Here is a 22,136-nt window from a genome sequence, read left to right as displayed (position 1 = left end):
ATGTTCCCGCGACTGCCAACCGTCACCAAGGCCCTGCTGATCGCCAATGCGATCCTGTTCCTGCTGCAGCAGCCGTTCCTGCTCGGCATGCAGACCTTCGAGCCGTTCATGCTGCAACCGCTGCAGCAGGGCTTCGATGCGTTCTCGCCGGGCGGCAACTTCCAGCCGTGGCAGCTGCTGACCTATGGCTTCCTGCATGGCAGCTTCGGCCACCTGTTCTTCAACATGCTGGCGGTCTTCATGTTCGGCGCGCCGCTGGAGCAGACCTGGGGCGAGAAGCGCTTCCTGCTGTATTACCTGGTGTGCGTGGCTGGTGCAGGCGTCTGCCAGCTGCTGGTGGGCACGCTGCTGGAAAACCCGGCGACGGTGCTGGGCGCCTCCGGTGGCGTGTTTGGCCTGCTGCTGGCCTACGGCATGCTGTTCCCCAACCAGCGGGTGATGCTGCTGTTCCCGCCGATCCCGATGAAGGCGCGGACCTTCGTGATCCTGTTCGGCGTGGGCGAACTGGTGCTGGGCATGACCGGCTGGCAGCCGGGCGTGGCCCATTTCGCGCACCTGGGCGGCATGCTGTTCGGCTGGTTGCTGATCCGTTACTGGCGCGGGCAGCCGCCGTTCAACAAGCGCCGCCCGCCCGGCCCACCGAAGCGCCCGAACCATCTGCGCAGCGTCAAATGATCCGAAGGATCACTTGACGCCCAGGTGCCTACCGTTGGTCGCCACACCGCTACAGGTCCCGCAGCACCACCTGCGCCGCATTGTGCCCCGGTGCACCGGTAACACCACCGCCGGGATGGGTACCCGACCCGCACAGATGCAGGCCGGGAAGGGCGCCGCGATAGCCGGCCTGGCCGACCATCGGCCGCGCCGAGAACAACTGGTTGGCGCTCAGTGCGCCGTGGAAGATGTCGCCGCCGACCAGGCCGAAGGTGCGTTCCAGATCGAGCGGGGACAGCACCTGACGACCGAGCACGCTGTCAGCGAAGCCGGGCGCATAGCGTTCAACGGTAGCGATCATCAGGTCGGCTACCGTCTCGCGGTGGTCATCCCAGTGACGCCCATCAGGAAGTACCGGCGCCACGTGCTGGCAGAACAGGCTGGCCACATGCTGCCCGGGCGGTGCCAGTGAATCGTCCAGCGTACTGGGTATCAGCATTTCCACGATCGGTTCGCGCGACCAACCGTCGCGGCGCGCATCCAGCCAGGCGCGATCCATGTAGTCCAGGCTGGGTGCCATGATGATGCCGGCACTGAGGTGATCGCCCGGACCGGGCAGGGCGCGGAACTCCGGCAACCGCGACAGCGCCACATTCATCCGGAAGGTGCCGGAACCGCAGCGCCAGTTCGTCATGCGTTCGCGTGTGGCAGCCGGTACCTGCGCCGGCTCCAGCAGCTGTTCGTACAGCAGCTTCGGATTGACGTTGGCGACCACCGCGTGCACGCAGGGTTTCGCCGTTGGCCAGTTCCACCCCCACGGCGCGGCCCTGTTCGGTCAGTACCCGTCGCACGCCGGCATCCACGCGCAGCTCGGCCCCGGCCTCGCGCGCCGCGCTGGCGATGGCCTGGCTGATCGCGCCCATGCCACCCATCGCATGGCCCCATGCACCCTTCACGCCATTGCACTGGCCGAACACGTGATGCAGCAACACGTAGGCGCTGCCCGGTGTGTATGGACTGGCATAGTTGCCGACGATGCCATCGAAGCCGAACAGCGCCTTGATCGGCTCGCTCTCGAACCAGCGGTCCAGGTATTCCGCCGCCGACAGAGTGAACAGGTCCAGCAGCTCCTGCCGCAGCGGTGCATCCAGCGCCGCCAGTTCGCGGCCGAGCTTCCCCATCTGCCAAAGTGCGGGCAGGCCGCGCCAGCCGCCGGCGACGCCGATGTCCGGTGGCGCGCGGAGAGCCCACGCGCGCAGTACATCGGCGAAGATCTCCAGGCGTGCTTCGTACGCTGGCAGGCGCTGTGCATCCCGAGCGGAGAATCCAGCGACTTCGGCCTGGGTGCGGCCAGGTGCCGACAACAGGTAGCGGTCGTCGGGCAATGGCAGGAAGTTGTTGGCCGGGCGCGTGACAATGCGCAGCCCATGCGCATGCAGTTGCAGGTCTTCGATCACCTTCGGTTGCAACAGCGACACCGTGTACGACGCCACCGAGTTGCGGAAGCCGGGATGGAACTCCTCGGTGACCGCCGCTCCGCCGAGCACGCCGCGCCGTTCAAGGACCAGCACCTTCTTTCCGGCCTTCGCCAGATAGGCCGCACAGACCAGGCCGTTGTGGCCACCCCCGATGATGATTGCATCCCAGGACATCAGCACCTCAAAAAAAGGGGACGGAGGGGATCAAGTCGCAATTCGCACAAGGTCGGCAGTGGTGGGGAGAAACGACTTAATCCCCTCCGTCCCCTTCTTTTATTGCCGCTTCGATGGTGGCGATGTCGATCTTCTTCATCGGCATCATCGCGTTGAAGGCGCGCTTGGCCAATGCCTTGTCCTTGCTGGTCACTGCTTCGATCAACATGCGCGGGCTGATCTGCCAGGAGATGCCCCAGCGATCCTTGCACCAGCCGCATTGGCTCTCCTGGCCACCGTTGCCGACGATCGCGTTCCACAGGCGGTCGGTCTCGGCCTGGTCCTCGGTCTGGATCTGGAAGGAGAACGCTTCGCTGTGCTTGAACGCGCTGCCGCCGTTGAGGCCGACGCAGGGAATGCCGCAGACGGTGAATTCGACGGTCAACACGTTGCCTTCCTTGCCATCCGGGTAGTCGCCCGGCGCGTGATGCACGGCGGTGACCGCGCTGTCGGGCAGGAGGCTGGCATAGAAGGTGGCGGCCTCGAGCGCGCCGTTGTCGTACCAGACACAGATGGTGTTCTTGTGTGCCATGTCGGGGCTCCGCGATGGACGAGGCCGCAGCGATAGCACGCCCGGTGTTAAGCCGGGATGGGTATCACGGTGACCGGAGACTGGGGGCGGGAACGGGTGGAGCGCGCTGCAAGCGGCTGATTAATAAACAAAACTTGAACGAGGTTCATGTTTGTATCAAAACTTTTCCTTCAATTTCAATTGGTTATTTTTGTTCAGCTGCCATTGCAAATTAAGAATTGATGAAATTAATATTTGGTTCAGCTACATGGAGCTGTCGCTTCCGTGCAGCAATTCTGCAACTGCAGCCTGATCTTCACCGAATCAAGGAAACTCCATGACCAGCAGCAAGCACGTCGCAAGGTTGAAGCGTACCGCCTTGGCGGTCGTCCTGACTTCTTTCATCGGCGCCGCAGCCGCGCAGAGCACGACCGGTTCGTTGTACGGCAGTGCGCCTGCCGGCACGACCATCGTCGTGCAGAGCGATACGGGCCTGAAACGCTCGGCGACCGTCGACAGCAATGGCCGCTACAACCTCGGCTCGTTGCCGGTGGGCAAGTACACCATCATCCAGCAGCGTGACGGCCAGACCGTCGATCAGCGCGAGAATGTTCTGCTGAAGGTCGGCGTTGGCACCGAGGTGTCGTTTGCCGGTGGCAGCAGTGCCGCCACCACGCTGGAGGCCGTGAACGTCGTCGCGGCGAATGTGCCGAAGATCGATGTCACCAATACGGTGTCCAAGTCGGTCATTACGTCCGAGCAACTGGATGTGTTGCCACTGGGGCGTAGCGCCGAAGCCATCGCATTGCTCGCGCCAGGTGTTGTCGCAGGCAGTGGCGCGTTCAGCAACGGCTCGCGTTCGGTGCTGTCTTTCGGTGGTTCCAGTGTTACTGAGAATGCCTACTATCTGAATGGCTTCCTGGCCAACAATCCGCTCAGCAACCTGGGTGGTATCAGCCTGCCCTATGGGTCGATCGACCAGCAGGAAACGTTCATGGGCGGCTACGGAGCGGGATACGGTCGCTCCACCGGTGGTGTGATCAACCAGCTCGGCAAGCGCGGCACCAATGAATGGCATTTCGGCGTGCAGGCCACCTGGGCCCCGGACTCGCTGTCGGCTTCTGCGGCCACTGTCATCTATCCCAATCGCCAGCTGCCAGATGGATACAGCTACACCGATGACTCGTTGCCTGGTTCGCTCTATCGCTACCGCAAGGACGATGTCGCCACGCGTACCACCTACAGTGGCTATGCCAGTGGCCCGCTGATCGAGGATCGTCTGTTCATTCACTTGGCTGCGGAAAAGGACCGCACCGAAGGTGTGTCCACGAACAGCTCTGCAGCAACGCAGCAGGTGCGCAACCACTACACCATTGATGCGCCGAAGTTCTATGGAAAGATCGACTGGAACATCAACGATAGCAATACGCTGGAATACACCCGCGTGCAGAACACCGATCGCAACGGTGGCTACTACCGATCGTTCGACTACGAGGACCTGGCCGAAGGTGATCGCACCGGCACGTTCCCGAACACCACGAAGCTCAAGGACGACTTTGACATCTTCAAGTACACCGGCTACCTGAACGATGACCTGACCCTGAGTGCGGTATGGGGTCGCAGCAAGGAGAGCAATCTGGAGTCGAATCCGCTGGATACGGCCAACCCCTATCTCAGCAGCCCGGGCAATCAGGATCCGTCCATTACCGGTGGCCGCCCCATCCGCAACGACCAGTCGGCGCTCTATACCAAGTCGTCAGATGCGGGCAGCAAGACCCGAGGCCTGCGTGTAGACCTGCAGTACCGCATCGGCAACCACGAGCTGACCGGTGGTATCGATAACATGTACTTCCAGGGGCATAACGAAGGTCAGGCGATGACCGGGCCGGGGTATGCCTGGATCTATGGTCGTGTTGATCCGGCCTCGTCGCCGAATCCGGGCTTTGATATCACCCCGCCGGGCGGCAATGGCTACTTCGTGCAGAAGTACATCTTCTCCACGACCACCAGCATGTCGGTCAAGCAGAAGGCCTACTATCTGGAGGACCGCTGGCAGGTCACGCCGAACTGGTTGGTGACCCTCGGCATCCGCAATGACAAGTTCACCAACTACAACAGTGCGGCCAAGCCTTACGTCGACAGCGGTGACCAGTGGGCGCCGCGCCTGGGCGCGAGCTGGGATGTGTTTGGCGATTCGTCGCTGAAGGTGTTCGCCAACCTGGGCCGCTACTACCTGGCGTTGCCCAACAGCGTTGCCATTCGTGGTGCTTCCGCCTCGACGTTCACCCGCGAGTACTTCACCTATAGCGGAATTGATGCCAACGGCAACCCGACCGGGTTGACCGCTCTGGGCCCGGGCCCGGTGTCAGCCAACAATGAATATGGCCAGACCCCTGATCCGTTGTCGATTGCGCCGACCGACCTGAAGTCGCAGTACCAGGACGAGCTGATCCTTGGCTTCGAGAAGACGCTGGGCGAGCGCTGGAGCTCCGGTGCCAAGTTCACCTATCGTCGCCTGCAGACGGCCATCGACGATACCTGTGACTCCGATCGCATCCACGACAAGCTTGCCGCGATGGGCGTCGACGACAGCAATCTCGATGTCCCGGGCTGTGTGATCTTCAATCCGGGCAAGACCAACACCTTCATGATCCGACACGCGGATGGCTCGGGTTACACGCCGGTGCAGATGAGCTCCGCCGACTGGGGTTACGGCAACAAGAAGGCCAAGCGTGACTACATCGCCGTCGATCTGTTCATCGAGCACCCGCTGAGCGACAAGTGGTACGGACGTCTGGATTACACCTGGTCGCGCAGCTTCGGCAATACCGAAGGCCAGGTGAAGTCGGATATCGGCCAGGATGACGTCTCCAAGACCCAGGACTGGGATGCCGCGGCACTGATGGAATACGCCGGTGGCTATCTGGCGAACGACCGCCGTCACCAGCTGAAGGGCTATGGCGCCTATATGTTCAACGACGAGTGGTCGGCGTCGGCCACCCTGCGGATCATGTCGGGGGCGCCGAAGAGCTGCCTGGGCTACTACGGCACCGATGAGAGTGATCCGCTGGGCTACGACGCGGCCTATCACTATTGCGGTGGCAAGCCGTCGCGTCCGGGTGACGCCGGCCGGCAGCCCTGGACGACCCGCCTGGATCTGGGCGTGATGTATCGCCCTTCGTTTGCCGATCACAAGCTGGCTTTCAGCCTGGATGTTTTCAATGTGCTGAACCAGCGTCGCGCCGTGCAGTCTGACGCGGTCTATGAAGATGGCCCCTACACGGTGTCCAACACCTACGGCATGGGTACCTACTTCAGCGCGCCTCGTTCGGTTCGTGTCAGTGCGTCCTACGACTTCTGATCGCAGCACCTGATCGATCTCTCCAGAAAACGACCTGGACCCCGGCCATGCCGGGGTCCCTTTTTTGGGTCGCCAAGCGAAAAAAGGGCGCCCGAAGGCGCCCTCTGCATTACCAGTTGCAGCAGTTGGCTCAGCGCCAGACCTTGATCTGCTCGGCTTCGCTGCGCTGCATCGGCTGGCCGGCCTTGCAGCTGAAGGTGGCACCGAACGCCGGCAGGTTGGCCAGCGTGCCGTTGCTGCGCCACAGGCCCGGTGCACGGATGTCGGCGGTCAGGCGACGCACGGCCTCGTTCGGCGACAGCTGCTGCGCCCACAGTGCCGACCAGGCGCGGAAGAAGCCCTGTTGCTGTGCCTGCTTGGCCTTCGGCTCCTGCGCGGTGTACGCGGCCCAGGCCAGTTCCAGACCGGCGATGTCGGCCAGGTTCTCTTCCTGGGTGAGCGTGCCGTTGACCTTGGCACCCTTCACGCCCGGGAAATCGTAGGCGCCGTACTGCGCGGCGACGCGGTTGCCGAGCAGGGTCCAGGCGGTCTTGTCGGCCGGCGTCCACCAGCTGCGCAGTTCGCCCTTGGCATCGACCAGTGCGCCCTTGGCATCGATCGCACGGGTCAGCTCGTGGCCGACCAGGCCACCGAAGCTGCCGAACTTGTCGGCAGCGTCGGCCTTGGCGTTGAACACCGGCCCCTGCAGGATCGCAGCGGTGACGATCAGGCGGTTCTGCGCCAGATCGTAGGCCAGCGACGGCTGCTGCGGCAGCACGTCCCAGCGGCGGTCGGCGTTGCCCTTGCCGATGCGCTTCATTTCCTCGCGATGGCGCCAGGTCGAAGCGATCAGCATGTTGCCGCCAAACGAACCACGGCCCATCGGCTGCACGCTGTAGTCGAGATCACGCAGCGGGGTACCGATCTCGATCTTCAGCGCGGCCAGCTTGGCCTGCGCTTCGGTCTTGGCTTCGGCACTCATCCAGCTGCTGTTCTTGACCGCTTCGATCTGCACTTCGCGCACCTTGTCGACGATCCATGCGGCCTGGCGACGATCTTCGGCGGACAGGTAACGGGCAGCGTATTCGCGACCGACCATCGGGCCAGCGGCCACGTTGATCGCCTCCAGCACGTCTTCCCAGCGCTGCGGCGGCAGGGTCTCGCCACGCAGCACGCGGCCACGGAATTCGAATTCGGCGTCGCGGTAGGCCTTGGACAGGTACGGCGCCATCGAGTCGCCCACGCGCCAGCGCAGGTAGGCCTTCCACTGGTCCGGCTTGAGCTTGGTGACCATGCCGTCGAGCTGCTTGAACAGGCCCGGGTCGGCCAGCGAGACCAGGTCGTCATCCACGCCCTGGGCCTTCAGGAACGCATCCAGCTGCAGGTTGCGGTAGCGGCTGTTGAGCTCCTTGGTGGAGATCGGCGCGTAGTTGTTGAACGGGTTGTTGATGCCGGCCAGCGACTGCGCGTTGCGCGCCAGTTCGGTTTCCAGTGCGATCACCGATTGCGACTCGGCATCCAGCTTGGCGGCCGGAGTGCCGGTCAGTGCCAGGATCTGCTTGACGTAATTGCGGTAGCGGCCCATCAGCGCCACGGTGTCGGCGTCGGTGCGGGTATAGAACGCCGGGTCCGGCAGGCCCATGCCGCCCTGCATGAAGTAACCGATGTGGCGGTCCAGCGCCTTCAGGTCCACGTCCGGGCCGAAGTTGAAGGCCACCGGGATGCCGACCTGGTGCAACGCGGCGATCGAGGCCGGCACATCCTTGGCCTTCTTGATGGCGTTGATGCGGGTCAGCAGCGGGGCGATCGGATTGGATCCGTCGGCTTCCACGGCGGCTTCGTCCAGGCCGCTGGCCCAGAAGTCGCCCAGCAGTTTCTGCACGTTGCCCTGCGGCGCCTTCATGGCTGCGTCGAGCAGTTCACGCTGCTGCTGACGGCTGCGGTCGACCAGCTGGCCCAGCGCGGTGGTGGCACCGGTCTGTGGCACCGGGTTGGCCTTCAGCCAGCCTGCGTTGGTGGCGTCATAGAAGTCGCTGCACTGGGCGCTGACGGCCGGGGCGCGCGCGGCCTTCTTCTTGGCGGCGGCGAACGCATCATGGGTCGGGACCAGGGTCGCCAGGCTGATGCCCAGGGCGATGGCAAGCGGACGGAAATTGGGCATGTGGAACGAATCCGTGATGGATTGAGGGCGCGCGCACTATAGCAAGCCGTGCATCGACGCGGCATGCACGCATCACGCTGCTTTCGCCGGCCAGGGTCGGCCGCTAACGGGGAGCGCCGAGATCATTGGATCCACACCATGCGTGGATGAAAAACACCCCGGAAAAACAAAGGCCCGGGAATTCCCGGGCCTCTGCAGGTCTGCCGCGGCGTCAGCCGTGGCTTACCAGATCACCACCTGCTGGTCGCCGCTGCGGGCCATCGGCGAACCGGCCTTGCACTGGAACGCGGCCGCGAAGGTCGGCAGGTTCGACGGCGCACCCATGGCGCGGAACTGCGCCGGGGCGTGCGGGTCGGTCGCCAGGCGGACCTTGGCGTTCTCCGGGGTGTACTTGGTGCGCCACACGGTGGCCCAGTTGAAGAAGAAGCGCTGGTCGCGGGTGAAGCCGTCCACCTTCGGGTCTTCCTTGCCGGCGCTGGCCTTCTGCAGGGCATCGTAAGCAGTGGCCAGGCCGCCCAGGTCGGCGATGTTCTCACCCAGGGTCAGGTGGCCGTTCACCGCCTGGCCGTCGACCTTGTACTGGTCGAACTGCTTGACCAGCTTGCCGGTCAGGCCTTCGAAGTTCTTCTTGTCAGCGGCGGTCCACCAGTCTTCCATGTTGCCGGTCGGCCCGAAACGTGCGCCCTGGTCGTCGTAACCGTGGGTCATTTCGTGGCCGATCACCGCGCCGATGCCGCCGTAGTTCAGTGCGTCGTCGGCCTTCGGATCAAAGAACGGCGGCTGCAGGATGGCGGCCGGGAACACGATCTCGTTCTGCAGCGGGTTGTAGTAGGCGTTGACCGTCTGCGGGGTCATGCCCCACTCGGTCTTGTCCACCGGCTTGCCGATCTTGGACAGGTTGAACTTGTAGTTGAATTCGTTGGCCGCGCGCACGTTGCCCAGGAAGCTGTCGCGCTGGGTCTGCAGGCCCGACCAGTCACGCCACTTGTCCGGGTAGCCGATCTTCGGGGTGAAGGTTTCCCACTTGGCGATGGCCTTGGCCTTGGTTTCATCGCTCATCCAGCTCAGGCCCTGGATGCGGTCCTTCAGCGAGGCGGCCAGGTTCTTCACCAGTTCTTCCATCTTCGCCTTGGCTTCCGGCGAGAAGGCCACCTTCACGTACAGCTGGCCGAAGGCTTCACCGGCGTCATTCTCGATGGTGCCCAGCACACGCTTCCAGCGCGGCTTCTGCTCCTTCTGGCCGTTGAGGGTCTTGCCGTAGAACTCGTAGTTCTCCTGCACGAAGGCATCGGCCAGGTACGGCGAGGCGCTGTCCACGGTGTGGAAGCGCAGGTAGGCGCGCCACACCGACGGATCGGTGTCGCCCAGCGCCTTGCTCACTTCCTCATGGAAGGCCGGCATGGCCAGCGAGAACTTCTCCGGTGCGGCCACGCCCTGCGACTTGAAGAACTCGGTCCAGCTGAAGTTCGGGGTCAGCTTGTCCGCGTCGGCCACGGTGACCGGGTTGTAGTACAGCTCAACGTTGCGCGACAGTTCGACGCGCGACTTGGACGCCTTGGCCAGGCGGGTCTCGAACTTGACCACGTCCTCGGCCTGCTTGGCAGCGTCGGCAGCAGCGACGCCGGACAACTCCAGCACCTTGGCGACGTGCGCCTGGTAGGCCTTCAGCTTGTCGGCGTTCTTGGCATCGGTGTAGTAGGTGCTGTCCGGCAGGCCCAGGCCGCCCTGGCTGGCGTAGGCCATGTTCACGGCCGAGTTCTTGAAGTCGGCTTCGGCGCCGAAGCCGAACAGGACGTTGTCACCCTTGGCGGCGCTGGTGCGCAGGTAGTTGGCGATGGCCGCCTTGTCCTGCAGGCCATCGATCGCGGTCAGGTCGGCCTTCAGCGGCTCGATGCCCTGGGCGTTGATCTTGGCCTCGTCCATGCCGGTGGCCCACAGGTCGCCGACGATCTTCTCGATGTGGTTCGGAGTCTTCACCTGCGCGACCTGTTCGGCCAGCTGGTGCTGCACGGCCACCGAGCGCTCGTCGAGGATGGTGAACGCGCCCCAGCTGGTGCGGTCGCCCGGGATTTCATTGGCGGCCAGCCACTTGCTGTTCACGTAGTCGCCGAAGGCGCCGCAGGCGTCCTTGCTGGCATCCAGGTCGCTGGGCTGGAAGGCGTTGTAGGCCGGCAGCTTGCTCTCGTCCAGGGTGTACTGGGTGGCTTCGGCCGCAGCCGGCGTGGAGGCGGTGGCGTCCTTGGCCGGGGTTTCGTTCTTGCCGCAGCCAACCAGCGCGGCCGAAACGGCCAGGGTCAGCAGCACGATCTTGGGAGTACGGGTCACTTTGATGGCCTCCAGGCCGAGTGAGTCAGGGAAGGGCCGCAGGGACGGCCGTGGGCCGAACGATACGCCGCCGGCTTGCCCTGCAAGGGTGTCGAAGGTCATGGCCGGGCGCAAGGGGCCGACGGCGACGCGCCACGAAAGGAAAAAAGAAGGGCCCGTGCGGATCGCACGGGCCCTCCGGGTCAACGATGCTGCCGGATGATCAGAAATCGTATCGGGCAGTGAAGCGGAAGTAGCGCGGGGTCGAGTAGTTCAGGTCACGACCGTACTCCGGGTTGTAGTCCGCTGCGCCGCGGTACGGCGAGGCGGCGTAACGCGAGTACGTGCTGCCAGCCACCTGGCGATTCAGCAGGTTGATCACATCGGCCTGCAGGGTCAGGCCCTTCGCCCAATCCGGCGTGTACGCGACATTCAGCCCCAGGTTGAACTGCCACGGCGCCTTGCCGTGCGAACCGCGCGGCGAGGAACCATAGTCCGCCGACGGCGGCACGTAACCGGCCGTGCCCGGTGTGGTGCCGCTGCCCGGCAGGCCGCAGTACCAATAGTAGGAGCCATCGTAGAGGCCCTTGTCTGGGGTCGGGTACATGCTGGTGCAGTTGTTCGGACGACCTTCGGCAACGGTCAGGCTGCCACCCACGCGCCACTCGGGGGTCAGCTTCATGTAGCCGAACGCCTTGAGCACATGGCCACGGTGGTTCGGCAGCAGCCCATTGGCGCCCTGCATCAGCTGCGGCAGATCCCAGTCCTGGGTGACCGACACATCTTCCTGGCCACCGGTACCGGTATCCAGGTCGGAGTTCAGCTGGCCTTCGGTATTGCCGTAGTTGCGGCTGAAGGTGTACATGACCTTGCCGTACCAGTTGTCCGTACGCTTCTCCAGGAACAGGTCCAGCGCGTAGTACTTGCGCTTGAGCTTGGGCAGGCCAAGGTCAGCTGCCGAATAGTGCACCTTCTCGTAGCTGCCATCGGCCTGTTCTTCCCAGAAGGTGTTGCCCACGCCGGGGTTGAACAGGAAGCATGCGCCGCCCAGCGCGGGGGTGCAGGTGTCGTCGATCGCGCTCTTCAGTTCGCGGTAGGTGAACTTCGCGCCCCAGACGGTATCAGCCGCAAGCTGCTGCTCCATGCCAATGATGTACTCGTCCTGGTAGTGCGACTTCATGTCCACTGCGGCCAAGGTGCGCGGATTCGGCGCACTGCCGCATTCCAGGTTGCTGGCGACAGCGTTGGTGCCCGGGCACAGGTACCCCTTCGAGGCATCGACCGGAATGGAATTGAGCCCCGTCGGTGCACCGGTGGTCGGATCGACGCCGGTGTAGGTGAAGTACTCGTTGGTGTTGAGCGAGCCGGAGGCTGCACGCACTGCCACGTTGTTCGGCATGGCCAGGTGGTAGCGACCGGCATTGGCGAACAACTTCAGCGACGAGTCGCCATGAACGTCCCAGGCCACGCCCAGACGCGGTGCCAGCTGCGTCTTCTGGCTCGCATACTTCTCGCCCGTGCCGGTGTAGTTGGTGAACTGTTCGTTGCGCAGACCCAGCGATAGCAAAACGTTGTCCGAAACCTGCCAGCGGTCTTCGATGTACTGCGAGGCCTGCTCGGTCTTCGGCTGTGCCAGCTTGGTGCTGTACAGGCGATAGACGTAGTAGCCCTGTGCGCCCAGGCCGCCACCGGAAGCTGCCGAGCTCACGCCGTGCGATGCATCGATCGGGGTGTTCGGGTTGGTGGAGCGACGATAGATCCAGCCGTAGCCGCCCGGATACTCGGTGCCGGTCAGCGACTCTGCATCCTGGCGGTCGAAGCCGAAGCGGAGTTCATGGTTGCCCAGACGCCAGGTCAGGTCGATACGCCCGCCCTTGGTCTCGTCGAAGGCGCCGTCGGCGTTGACCAGCGAGGTCGTGCTCTGGCAGCCGCTGTAGTTCAGGCCCGGCACGCGTGCAGTGGTTCCGGCACTGATGTACGGGCAGCTTGCGTCGTAGTTGTACAGGCCCTGCGAGTGTTCGATCTTCTGGCGACCGTACAGCGCCGACAGGGTCAGGTTGTCGGTCAGGTAGCCGGTGTACTTGCCGATGTAGAGTTTGGAGTCTTCCTTGGTGCTGATGCCGCCGGTCTGCACGTCGCCATGTGTGAACTTGTTGTAGTCGAACGAGTAGTACTCGGCGTCGTACTTGGTAACGTCAGACACACCTGTCAGCTCGATGACGTGGTTGTCGGTGATGTTCCAGTCGATCTTCGCCGTCCAGCGCGGATATTCATAGGTGTACTCGTTCCAACCGCGGGTCAGGTTGGCCGGGCTGGTGTTGGTCGCGTAGCGGGCGCTGGTGCCGTCAGTCTTGGTGAACTCGCCGTTGACGAAGAAGAACAGCTTGTCCTGGACGATCGGGCCGCCGACATAGGCACCGGTGGTGTTCTGCCAGGAGTTGTTCTTGTTGCGGTACTGATACAGCTTGCCATCGGTCTGGTAAGCCGCGCCGCGCGGATCATTGGCGGTGAAGTGGCCGGTGTTGGCGTAATACATGTTGCGCGGAGATGCGCGCAGCGATTCCGGGCTCCAGATCTCGTACGCACCGGCCTTCCATTCGTTGGTGCCGCGACGGGTCACGATGTTGACCACGCCACCGGTGGAGCGCCCAAAGTCCGCGCCATAGCCGCCGGTGAGGACCTGTTCCTGGGCGATGGCCTCAAAGGGCAGTGTGGTCGAGCCGATGCTGGTCAGCGGGTTGGTTACCGCAAAGCCGTTGATGTAATAGGCATTCTCCGACGCAGCAGAACCGCCGAAGCTGGGTACGCCGCTGTAGCTGTTGCTGGCGATCGCACCGGGTGCCAGCAGGGCAACAGCAGTGATGTCGCGCGGCAGCGGAAGGCTGCGCAGGTCTTCGTAGCTGAAGACGGTCCGGGTATCGACCTGCGAAACGTCGATCGATGCCATCGACGCGGCGCGCACCACGATGCCGTCCAGATCAGTCGCCTTGCCGCCGGCGAAGGAGACCTCGGTGCCGGAGGCGATGTTGACCGCCACGTCATTCTGTGTCGTGACCGTGGCGCCGTCACGGCGCAGTTCCACCGAGTAGCGGCCGTTGGGCAGGTCGGACACGCGGTAACGACCATTGGCATCAACCGGCAGGGTGCGCGTGGCGCCGGTCCCCAGGTTGCGGACAACCACGCTCGAACCCGCGCCGGCCGGCGCCTGGCCGTAGATGTAACCGGTCACGGACTGAGCGTGGGCGATCGAGAAAAGGCAACCAGACAGGGCGGTAGCCAGCGCCGCGCGGCGCCAGAACTTCGTTTGCATCAGGACTCTCTCCGGGGTGTAGTGGGTGCGCCTCGTGGCCAAACAGGAATGCGGTCACAAACGGCGTGCCTCATTTATAAATGCCTCGTGAACAAAAATGCAATGAATCCTGAATGAAATTTTTTAGGTGACAAGACTTGGAAAAACTCCGAGTTGGTAAAAAAACGCAATATTGAAGCTAAGTTCTGCGAAAATACATCTAAAATCATTGTCATGTGATGGGTGGCGCGATCGCTGCATGAGGTGGAATTGTCATATTTTTCTGACATTCATGAATCCAGCCGCGAACGATCAAGGATGGTCACCGACGCGCAGCATCCGGAGAGAAGCGGTGGAAGACCCACGCAGGCAAAAAAAAGCCCCGCCGGAGCGGGGCCTCTGCTTCCATGTGCGTTTGGCTGTGCTTACTTCCTGCCGAAGTCGTACTGGGCCTGGACGTAGATAGCGCGCCCGTAGGCGTTGTAGAGCGAGTTGTTGTACGGCACGTCGATGTTGCCCGCGTAGGAGTGCTGCTGGTTGTCCGGCACCTTGTTGAACAGGTTGTTGACCATCAGCGAGAACGTCAGGTTGTCCATCGCGCGGTAGTTCACGCTCAGGTTGTACGTCGTGTAAGAGCCCCACTTGCCAGCCTTGTAGCCGGACGTCGGATCGACATAGTCATAGCCACGGCCCAGGTAGGACAGGTAGTTCGGCGTGCGGCCGATGTAATTGAAATACAGCGTGGTGGTGAACTTGTCGATCGCCCAGCCGATCGAGCCGTCAGCCCGGACCTTGGCGTAGGAGTCGTACACCCACATTGCGTACGGGTTGCCCAGCAGATCCAGGAACGGGTCGTTGAGCTGCGGCTGCAGTTCACGCTTGAGCATGTTGGTGTAGTTGCTGGAGAACTGCAGCGAACCGAAGCGACCGATGTCCTGCACGTACTTGAAGCTGGCAGTGACCGCCTCAAGGTTCTGCCGTGCCACGTTCAGCTTCGGCGTGTAGATCTCCTCCAGCGCGCCGGTGGCATCACGGGTGACCCAGTTGGCCACTTCCTCGCAGGTGGCGCCAGCGGTGTTGGTCAGGCCGTTGCGGCAGTAGTACTCGGCGAGCAGCAACTGGTCGGAGCTGAGGGTGTTGACCTCGTTCTTGATCTTCCAGTTGTAGTAGTCCAGGGACACCGACAGGTTGTTGATCGGCGCCCACACCAGGCCCGCGTTCCACACATCGGCGGTAATCGGCTTCAGCTCCGGATTGCCCGACTGGGTGCCGAACACCGACACGCTGCCGTAGCGGCAGTCGACCGTGTTGGACGGATCGAACCCGAGCTGGCCACAGCGGTAGTAATCCTTGGACCCATTGGCGTAGTAGCCGCTCTTGCCCTGGAAGGCATCGGGCAGGGACGGGGCGCGGAACGCGGTGCCGTACTTGCCGCGGACCAGCAGGCTTTCGAAGGGGCGGAACTCGAGGCCGATGCTGTAGGTGGGCTTGTCTACGGTATGGCCGGCGATCTTGAAGTTGTCGTAGCGGCCGGAAGCGGTGACCGTCAGCATGTCATGCAACGGCAGACGCAGTTCGCTGGTGACAGCGTAGTTGCTGCGATGGCCGTTGCCCGCCACCGAGGTGGTACCGAACACTGTGCCGTCGGTCAGGCGCACGTCCGGCATGTAGTTCCACCCTTCGCTGCCGCCTTCAACCACGGCGGCAAAGCCGGCGTCGCCACCGGGCAGCTTGAACAGCGAGCTGTTGGTGATCTGCGCGCGGGTCTGGGTCTGCCAGGTGCGGCTGCGGCTGGTGGTGAAGCCGGTGAAGCTCTGGAAGGCCCCTTGCGGCAGCTGGGAATAGAAAGCACCCCAGTTCGGGTTGTAGATGTTGTAGCCGTCGTCGGTCTGGCCCAGCACCGGTCCCAGCACGTTGTCGGCGAACCAGTTGTTGATCGGGTCGTTCCAGCGTGCATAGCCACGCTCGTTGAGCTTGTACTCGCCGCGGGTGACGCTGGCCTCGTAGTCCCAGTTGCTGCCGATCGCGCCGCGTGCACCGAGCGTGACCTGATAGGACTTGCTGCGGTCGGTATTCATGATGTCGCGGTAGCCGATGCCGCCGATGTCTTCGGGTGCGAACACGCGTTGCAGCCCCAGATAGCGACCACTGGACTGATCGAAGAACGGACCCATGCTGATGTCCGTGCCCCAGTAGTTGTAGCCGGCACCGGTGTTGTACTTGACGGTTTCGTAGCTGTAGAGGACATCGCCGAACAGCTGCAGGTTGTCATTCACATCGTAGGTCAGCGACGAATAGAACTGGCTGCTTTCCTTGCTGTTCTTGATCGTCTTGTAACCCGCACCGAACGCGGAGCCGCAGGATTGTCCAGCGCGGCGCGTACCGAGGATGGTGGTGCCGCCGAACTGGCCGGAAACGCCGGCGCAGTTGTTCGGATCCATCATCAGGAAATCATTGGTATCCGCGTCGAAGACCAGGAAGTCGTTCGAGGGCAGCTGGCGCGTGTAGCCATGCGGATTGTTCTGCTTGGTGATGTCGCGCTGGTAACCCCAGATCGGGTTGGTCTTTTCATACTGCACATTGACCAGGGCGCGGAAGCGATCGTCCTTGCTGTTGAAGCCATTGGCGCCGCTCACGCGGAAGCTGGCGCCACCGCCATCGGAATAGGCGCCGCCGCGCACGTTCAGCGTGCCGCCGTCCATGCGTTCCTTGAGGATGATGTTGACCACGCCGGCGATCGCGTCCGAACCGTACAGGGATGACTGGCCACCCGGCAGCACCTCGATGCGGTCGACGATGTCGATGGGGATGCCGCTGATGTTGTTGAACGCGTCGCTGCCGTTGTACAGCGCCGGATACGAGAGCATCGGGCGGCCGTTGATCAGGTACTTGGTGTAGCCCGGGTTCAAGCCGAACATGCCAGCCGCTTCAGCACCCTGGGTGAAGGATGCCGAGGTCTGGCCGCCTTGCAGGCCGCCGGTGGTCAACGAGGACTGCTGCAACACTTCGGCAACGCTGGAGAAACCGCGCGCCTGAATCGCCTCGGCGCTGATGGTCAGCACCGGCGTCTGGTTTTCGATCTGCGTCTGCGGGATCAGCGAGCCGGTGACCGTGACCCGGTCGAGGTTGGTCGCGGCCTTGCTGCTGTCCTGGGCGAGTACGGTGGCGCTGCTGCCGGCCAGCAACAAGCCGCAGGCGACGGCGTGGGTGAGCGGGTGGTGCGAGAATGCGAAGCGACGACGAGACATGCGATTACTCCGTGTGATCGTGATGACGCGTGTATCCCTTTCCTGGGATTTCGATTCTGTTCAGCTGCCTTGCCTATGCGGTTTGGCGGCGTGGAGTCAACGTAACACACGCTTAACGTGCCTTGCGCAGTTCTGTAACGGTCGGTGACGGACGGTTGCGCGCTTCGTAAAAAGCCCCTTCTCCACAGGCATTTCTGCCGTTTTCCGGATTATCGGAAAGCAGTGAAAATGAATATTTGATAAATTCAACTGACATTAATAATCGATACGTCGCGGGCTTTCCCCATGCCGCATAGAAGGAAAAAAAAGGCCCCGCCGAAGCGGGGCCTGGTCCAGACACGAAGTCCGGGAAACGACGGGATCAGAAGTTGTACTTGACCTGGGCCGAGATCTGGCGGCCGTAGACGCTGTAGAAGCCGTCATTGAACGGGGTCGATTCGTTGCCCGGGTAGTTGTAGCGCTGGCCTTCCGGCAGCTTGTTGAACACGTTGTTGACCATCAGCGACAGGACCAGATCGTCCTGTGCCTGGTAGTTCATGCTCAGGTTGTACGTGGTGTACGAACCCCACTTGCCGGCCTTGGCACCGGAAGAGTGGACATAGCCGTAGCTGCGGCCGGTGTAGGCCAGGTAGTTCGGGGTGCTGCCGACGTAGTTGGCGTACACGGTGGTGGTGAACTTGGCGATGTTCCAGGCCACCGACAGATCGCCACGGACCTTGGCGAAGTTGTCGTAGTACCACATGTTGTACGGATCGCTCAGCAGGTCGAGCTTGGCGGCGCCCGGCATCGGCTGCACTTCACGCTTCAGCATGTTCGTGTAGTTGCCGGAGAACATCAGCGAGCCGAAGCGACCGATATCCTGCTGGTATTTGGCCGCCACCGTCACCGCTTCCAGGTTCTGGCTGGCGACGTTGAGCTTCGGCGTGTACACGCGGGTCAGGTTGCCGCCGGCATCGCGCGACACCCAGTCGGTGACGTTCTGGCAGCTGGCCGAGGTGTTGTTCGGCAGGCCGTTGTGGCACTGGTACTCGGCCAGCAGCAGCTGGTCGGTGCTGAGGGTCTTGACCTCGTTCTTGATCTTCCAGTTGTAGTAGTCGGCCGACAGCGAGAAGTTGCTCACCGGGGCCCACACCACGCCTGCGCTCCACACGTCGGCGGTGATCGGCTTCAGGTCCGGATTGCCGGACTTTTCGCTGTACACCGAGGTGTTCTTGTAGAACGAGCAGGCCTCGTCACGCAGGCCGTAGCCCAGCTGGCTGCAGCGGTAGTAGTCATTCTGGCCGGACGAGTACGAGCCGCTCATGCCCTGGAAGGCATCGGACAGGGTCGGTGCACGGAAGGCGGTGCCGTACTTGCCGCGCAGCAGCAGGCTCTCGATCGGACGGAATTCCAGGCCGATGCTGTAAGTGGCCTTGTCGACGGTCTTGTCGGCGATCTTGAACGCGTCATAACGGCCCGAGGCGCTGACGGTCAGCTTCTCCAGCAGCGGCATGCGCAGTTCGCTGGTGACCGCGTAGTTGCTGCGGTGGCCGGCGCCCGCGACGGCGGTGGTGCCCCACACGTTGCCGTCGACGAAGGCCTGGTCCGGCGAGTAGTCCCAACCTTCGCTGCCACCTTCCAGCACGACGGCCAGGCCGGCGTCACCGCCCGGCAGGCTGAACAGCGAGCCGTTGGTCACCTGCACGCGACCCAGGTTCTGCCAGGTCTTGCTGCGGTGGGTGCCGTAGCCGGTGAAGCTGGCGAACTGGTCCGGGGTGATCGGCGAGTAGAAGGCAGCGTAGTTCGGGTTGTAGATGCCGAACGTGGCGGTCGGGTCCTTCGGGTCGGTGTAGGTGCCCAGGCGCGGGCCCAGCACGGTCTGGCCGAAGAAGTCCTCGATCTTGTCCTTCCAGCGCACGAAGCGGTTCTGGTCCAGGCGGTACTCGCCACGGGTGAAGCTGGCGCTGTAGTCCCAGTCGCCGACGATGCCCTTGCCGCCCAGGGTGACCTGGTAGGCGCGGCTCTCATCGGAGTTCAGGATGTTGTTGTAGTCGCCCGCGCCGATCTCCTCCGGCGCGAAGGCGCGCTGCAGGTTCACGACCTTGCCTGCGCCCTGGTCGTAGAAGCCACCCATGACCGACTTCGTGCCCCACCACAGGGCGCTGGAGCCGGAGGTGAACTCGGTCTTTTCCTTGCTGTACAGCACGTCGGCGAACAGCTGGAAGTTGTCGTTCACGTCGAAGGTCATCGACGAGTAGAACTGGCCGCTGTTCTTGCCGTTCTTCAGGGTCTTGTAGCCGGCGCTGTACACCGAACCGCAGGACTCGCCCGACGCGCGCTTGCCGACGACGGTGGTGCCGTCGTACAGGCCTGCCACGTTGGCGCAGCGGCTCGGGTCCATCATCAGCAGCTTGTTGTCTGCATTGGTGATGACGGCGAAGTCGTTCGACGGCACCTGCGCGGTGTAGCCGACCGGGTTGTTCTGCTTGGTGATGTCACGCTGGTAGCCCCAGATCGGGCTGCCGTTCTCGATCTGCACGTTGACCAGCGCGTGGAAGCGGTCGTCGAACGCGTTGAAGCCCTTGGCTGCGCTGAAGCGGATATTGCTGCCGCCGCCTTCGGTGTAGGTGCCGCCACGGACGGTCATCGTACCGCCGTCCATGCGCTCCTTCAGGATGATGTTGACCACACCGGCGATCGCGTCCGAGCCGTACAGCGAGGACTGGCCACCGGGCAGCACTTCGATGCGCTCGACGATGTCGATCGGAATGCCGCTGATGTTGTTGAAGGTGTCGCTACCGTTGTACAGCGCCGGATACGAGAGCATCGGGCGGCCGTTGATCAGGTACTTGGTGTAACCCGGGTTCAGGCCGAACATGCCGGCTGCTTCAGCGCCCTGGGTGAACGAACCCGAGGTCTGGCCACCCTGCAGGCCGCCGGTGGTCAGCGAGGACTGCTGCAGCACTTCAGCAACGCTGCTGAAGCCGCGGGTCTGGATGTCTTCGGCGGTGATGGACATCACCGGGGTCTGGGTTTCAACCTGGGTCTGCGGGATCAGCGAACCGGTGACGGTGATCTTGTCCAGGTTGGTCGCCTTGTCCTGGGCCATTGCCGGGGCGGCGGCCATCAGGGCGGAAATCAGGGCGACGGCGAGCGTGTTGCGACGTGCGGTGTTGCTTGCGTATTTCATGTAGTTCCAATAGAGAGCAAAAACAAAAATCGGCACTGCGCATGCGCCATCGTGCGCGCTGGAAACCAGCTCCGCAGCCCAAAACAGTGCTTCAGGAACGTAACATGAACTTAACAATCTGTGCACGAATCTGTAGCAATCCTGAATTTCAGTCAGGCTACGTCCAGCTTGTATGATGTTGGGTTATTCCCCCTGATACAGCTGGTGCCCGTTGTGAACAGTTCCCCCCGCCGCCCCCATGCCAGCCAAGTCCAGAAGGGACTGACGCCACATGCCCGCATCCGCAATGTCATCGCGGTCGGCTCCGGCAAGGGCGGCGTGGGCAAGTCGACCACCGCGGTCAATCTGGCCGTGGCGCTGCAGCAGCTGGGCGCACGTGTCGGCGTGCTGGACGCGGACATCTACGGCCCCAGCGTGCCCGCCATGCTGGGCTTGTCCGGGCGGCCGGAAAGTCCCGACAACAAGAGCATCGAGCCCCTGCGCGCGTTCGGCGTGGACACGATGTCGATCGGTTACCTGATCGAAGAGGACACGCCGATGATCTGGCGCGGTCCGATGGCCACCTCGGCAATGACCCAGCTGTTCAACGACACGCTGTGGGATGACCTGGATTTCCTGCTGATCGACCTGCCGCCGGGCACCGGCGACATCCAGCTGACCTTGACCCAGAAGATTCCGCTGGCCGGTGCGGTGATCGTCACCACGCCGCAGGACATCGCCACGCTGGATGCGAAGAAGGCGCTGAAGATGTTCGAGAAGGTCGAGGTGCCGGTGCTGGGCATTGTCGAGAACATGGCCGTGCACACCTGCAGCAACTGCGGGCATGTCGAGCATCTGTTCGGTGAGGGCGGTGGCGAGCGCATGGCCGCGCAGTACGGCGTGCCGCTGCTGGGATCGCTGCCGCTGCAGATCGGCATCCGCGAGCAGGGCGATAGCGGTACCCCGATCACCGTGGCGCAGCCCGATTCGGTGCCGGCGCAGGCCTACCGCCATGCCGCGCAGCGCCTGATCGAGGAAGTGGGCAAGCGCCCGCGGGCGTCGATTCCGATCCTGTCGTCGCTGCTGTAAGCACCTCGGCCGGGGCCGTCGGCGATGCCCGGCCCCCTGCTAGAATCCTCGCGCCCCTCGTATCCCCCAGGACAAAGCATGAGCATCAAGAGTGACCGTTGGATCCGCCGCATGTCCGAGCAGCACGGCATGATCGAGCCGTTCGAGGCCGGGCAGGTCAAGCAGGCCAACGGCGAGCGCATCGTCAGCTACGGCACGTCCAGCTATGGCTACGACGTGCGCTGCTCGCGCGAGTTCAAGGTGTTCACCAACATCAACTCGACCATCGTCGATCCCAAGCATTTCGACTCGGGCAGCTTCGTCGACATCACCGCCGACGAGTGCATCATTCCGCCGAACAGCTTCGCGCTGGCGCGTACCGTGGAGTATTTCCGCATCCCCCGCGATACCCTGGTGGTGTGCCTGGGCAAGAGCACCTATGCGCGCTGCGGCATCATCGTCAACGTGACGCCGCTGGAGCCGGAATGGGAAGGCCACGTCACCTTGGAATTCAGCAACACCACGCCGCTGCCGGCTCGCATCTATGCCAACGAAGGCGTTGCACAGATGCTGTTCTTCCAGGCCGCGGCCGATGACATCTGCGAGACGTCGTACCGCGATCGTGGCGGCAAGTACCAGGGCCAGACCGGTGTGACCCTGCCGCGGACCTGAAGATTGCAGGCGGTTTGTGGAGCCGAGCCATGCTCGGCTTCAAGGCGGGG

11 protein-coding genes and 1 pseudogene are annotated in these 22,136 nt (G+C 63.1%); 4 read left to right on the top strand and 8 right to left on the bottom strand.

Annotated features, from left to right (window positions below):
• The gene (locus tag AC5P7E_RS02100) at nucleotides 1-675 is read left to right on the top strand and encodes a rhomboid family intramembrane serine protease (protein WP_005410509.1); all 675 of its coding nucleotides are present in this window, start codon (nucleotides 1-3) and stop codon (nucleotides 673-675) included.
• A 49-nt stretch (nucleotides 676-724) separates the two neighbouring features.
• Here AC5P7E_RS02100 and AC5P7E_RS02095 read toward each other — a convergent pair.
• Both AC5P7E_RS02095 and AC5P7E_RS02090 read right to left on the bottom strand, forming a co-directional pair.
• Nucleotides 725-2,306 (bottom strand): annotated as a pseudogene (locus AC5P7E_RS02095) (phytoene desaturase family protein).
• A gap of 76 nt (nucleotides 2,307-2,382) precedes the next feature.
• Nucleotides 2,383-2,877, bottom strand: a complete 495-nt coding sequence (locus AC5P7E_RS02090; RefSeq protein ID WP_049459374.1) for a VOC family protein — start codon at nucleotides 2,875-2,877, stop codon at nucleotides 2,383-2,385.
• Nucleotides 2,878-3,193: 316 nt separating this feature from the next.
• On the opposite strand from AC5P7E_RS02090, the gene AC5P7E_RS02085 reads away from it, so the two are divergent.
• On the top strand, nucleotides 3,194-6,217 hold the full coding sequence (locus AC5P7E_RS02085) for a TonB-dependent receptor (RefSeq protein ID WP_005410506.1): 3,024 nt from the start codon (nucleotides 3,194-3,196) through the stop codon (nucleotides 6,215-6,217).
• Nucleotides 6,218-6,347: 130 nt separating this feature from the next.
• On the opposite strand, the gene AC5P7E_RS02080 is transcribed toward AC5P7E_RS02085, so the two are convergent.
• The 6 genes from AC5P7E_RS02080 to AC5P7E_RS02055 all read right to left on the bottom strand — a co-directional run bounded on the left by AC5P7E_RS02080 (nucleotide 6,348) and on the right by AC5P7E_RS02055 (nucleotide 20,367).
• Nucleotides 6,348-8,357, bottom strand: coding sequence for a M13 family metallopeptidase (locus AC5P7E_RS02080; RefSeq protein WP_049459372.1), 2,010 nt, complete (start codon nucleotides 8,355-8,357; stop codon nucleotides 6,348-6,350).
• 222 nt (nucleotides 8,358-8,579) lie between these two features.
• On the bottom strand, nucleotides 8,580-10,682 hold the full coding sequence (locus AC5P7E_RS02075; RefSeq protein ID WP_111197747.1) for a M13 family metallopeptidase: 2,103 nt from the start codon (nucleotides 10,680-10,682) through the stop codon (nucleotides 8,580-8,582).
• A 202-nt stretch (nucleotides 10,683-10,884) separates the two neighbouring features.
• A complete protein-coding gene (locus tag AC5P7E_RS02070) occupies nucleotides 10,885-13,971 on the bottom strand; it encodes a TonB-dependent receptor (RefSeq protein ID WP_005414103.1) in 3,087 nt (1,028 codons plus the stop codon).
• Nucleotides 13,972-14,375: 404 nt separating this feature from the next.
• A complete protein-coding gene (locus AC5P7E_RS02065) occupies nucleotides 14,376-17,198 on the bottom strand; it encodes a TonB-dependent receptor domain-containing protein (protein WP_114618690.1) in 2,823 nt (940 codons plus the stop codon).
• Between the two features lie 112 nt (nucleotides 17,199-17,310).
• A complete protein-coding gene (locus AC5P7E_RS02060) occupies nucleotides 17,311-17,454 on the bottom strand; it encodes a hypothetical protein (protein ID WP_162792550.1) in 144 nt (47 codons plus the stop codon).
• Nucleotides 17,455-17,559: 105 nt separating this feature from the next.
• A complete protein-coding gene (locus tag AC5P7E_RS02055; protein ID WP_111117724.1) occupies nucleotides 17,560-20,367 on the bottom strand; it encodes a TonB-dependent receptor plug domain-containing protein in 2,808 nt (935 codons plus the stop codon).
• Between the two features lie 213 nt (nucleotides 20,368-20,580).
• Here AC5P7E_RS02055 and apbC point away from each other — a divergent pair, with 213 nt between their 5' ends.
• Together apbC and dcd are read left to right on the top strand one after the other, a co-directional pair.
• Nucleotides 20,581-21,435, top strand: a complete 855-nt coding sequence (apbC, locus tag AC5P7E_RS02050; protein WP_005414099.1) for an iron-sulfur cluster carrier protein ApbC — start codon at nucleotides 20,581-20,583, stop codon at nucleotides 21,433-21,435.
• Nucleotides 21,436-21,513: 78 nt separating this feature from the next.
• Nucleotides 21,514-22,086: a dCTP deaminase gene (gene dcd / locus AC5P7E_RS02045; protein ID WP_005410499.1), complete on the top strand. Its 573-nt coding sequence runs from the start codon at nucleotides 21,514-21,516 to the stop codon at nucleotides 22,084-22,086.
• Nucleotides 22,087-22,136 lie beyond the last annotated feature (50 nt).

This window comes from Stenotrophomonas sp. YJH_SMC_25 (genome assembly GCF_059369595.1).
The sequence above is the reverse complement of the archived record's forward strand: the minus strand, read 5'-3'. Positions and strand labels throughout refer to the sequence as shown.

What these genes read in the sequence shown, in the direction of transcription:
- AC5P7E_RS02090 (WP_049459374.1), bottom strand. Translation starts at nt 2,877, where the DNA reads ATGGCACACAAGAACACCATCTGTGTCTGGTACGACAACGGCGCGCTC.
- AC5P7E_RS02060 (WP_162792550.1), bottom strand. Translation starts at nt 17,454, where the DNA reads ATGTCAGTTGAATTTATCAAATATTCATTTTCACTGCTTTCCGATAAT.
- AC5P7E_RS02080 (WP_049459372.1), bottom strand. Translation starts at nt 8,357, where the DNA reads ATGCCCAATTTCCGTCCGCTTGCCATCGCCCTGGGCATCAGCCTGGCG.
- dcd (WP_005410499.1), top strand. Translation starts at nt 21,514, where the DNA reads ATGAGCATCAAGAGTGACCGTTGGATCCGCCGCATGTCCGAGCAGCAC.
- AC5P7E_RS02070 (WP_005414103.1), bottom strand. Translation starts at nt 13,971, where the DNA reads ATGCAAACGAAGTTCTGGCGCCGCGCGGCGCTGGCTACCGCCCTGTCT.
- AC5P7E_RS02065 (WP_114618690.1), bottom strand. Translation starts at nt 17,198, where the DNA reads ATGTCTCGTCGTCGCTTCGCATTCTCGCACCACCCGCTCACCCACGCC.
- AC5P7E_RS02085 (WP_005410506.1), top strand. Translation starts at nt 3,194, where the DNA reads ATGACCAGCAGCAAGCACGTCGCAAGGTTGAAGCGTACCGCCTTGGCG.
- AC5P7E_RS02100 (WP_005410509.1), top strand. Translation starts at nt 1, where the DNA reads ATGTTCCCGCGACTGCCAACCGTCACCAAGGCCCTGCTGATCGCCAAT.
- AC5P7E_RS02055 (WP_111117724.1), bottom strand. Translation starts at nt 20,367, where the DNA reads ATGAAATACGCAAGCAACACCGCACGTCGCAACACGCTCGCCGTCGCC.